General features: G+C 33.4%; 1 protein-coding gene. It reads left to right on the top strand.

Annotated elements, in window-relative coordinates:
• Positions 1 to 443 precede the first annotated feature (443 nt).
• Complete coding sequence (locus F6K22_RS41325; protein WP_293111015.1) at positions 444 to 770, top strand: four helix bundle protein; 327 nt, start codon at positions 444 to 446, stop codon at positions 768 to 770.
• Positions 771 to 1,163 lie beyond the last annotated feature (393 nt).

Below are 1,163 nucleotides of genomic sequence, written 5' to 3'. Positions count from 1 at the left end.
AAAGCACCAGCACCACAAATAGTTATTGACAAATTTTTTAGCTTTGTCATTATTTCTAGACTGCGGTAAAGTTGTTCGTGAAAAAATATAGACATGAATGAATAATTAACAATTAATAATTAATAACTAATAATTACCTCTTCTGTAATAGAAGGAAATTTTTTTCTTCTCAAGGGGAGATTGGATATGGCGTACTTCGGAGCGGCTCTGCACTCTTGAAACCTCGCCATTCCATCCTACTCATGCTCCGAAACGACCGCTTTTTCTATTGAAATAGAAGGCTTTAAACCTTGATTTTTCGGTAAAATATGGGTAGTCATCGAGAACAATACAGCAGTTTCCGAAGCTATGAGGTACAGTTGTTTTTCTTCTTTTCTGTTCCCTTTTCCCAGTTAAGTGTTCCCTCAAACCTAAAATTTTGTACCTCATAACAACGGAAAGCGCTGTATATATGGAAACGTGGAGTTAAAATGGCTATTAATTGCTACAAAATAACTCAAATTTTTCCTAATTCTGAGCTTTACGGTTTAACCAGTAAAATTCGCCGTAGTTGTGTTTCAGTTCCGTCAAATATTGCTGAAGGATATGGCAGAACAAGTAAGCCTGAATATATACGTTTTTTCAGAATTGCTCTCGGTGATCTCAGAGAATTAGATACCAAATTAATTATTGCTAAACCAGTAAATTTAGCTAAACCAGAACTATTTATTCCTGTCAGAAAAGAAGTTGATGAACTACAACTTCTTATTATATCATGTCCGGATGATTAGTGATAAAAAAGTTTTTGTTTGTAGTAAAGCTCTAGCCCTATCTATACTTGGGGCTAAAGTCCAACTACGAGCTTTAATTACAACTATTTAACCGGACATAATATTATGGCTACTATTCACAAATTAGACAAATAATTTAATTTTCCTTCTGCTACCTCCTTATTCTTTCTTCCTTCTTACTTCTTGCTTTTATAGCTACTATTCACAAATTAGACAAATAATTTGCCTTATTCTTTCTTACTTCTTACTTCTTGCTTTTATAGCTACTATTCACAAATTAGACAAATAATTTGCCTTATTCTTTCTTACTTCTTGCTTCTTGCTTTTATAGCTACTATCCACAAATTAGACAAATAATTTGCCTTCTACCTTTTCTTCCCTCTTCATTCCTTC

This window comes from Okeania sp. SIO2F4, from assembly GCF_010672385.1.
Taxonomy (GTDB): domain Bacteria; phylum Cyanobacteriota; class Cyanobacteriia; order Cyanobacteriales; family Microcoleaceae; genus Trichodesmium.
The sequence above is the reverse complement of the archived record's forward strand: the minus strand, read 5'-3'. Positions and strand labels throughout refer to the sequence as shown.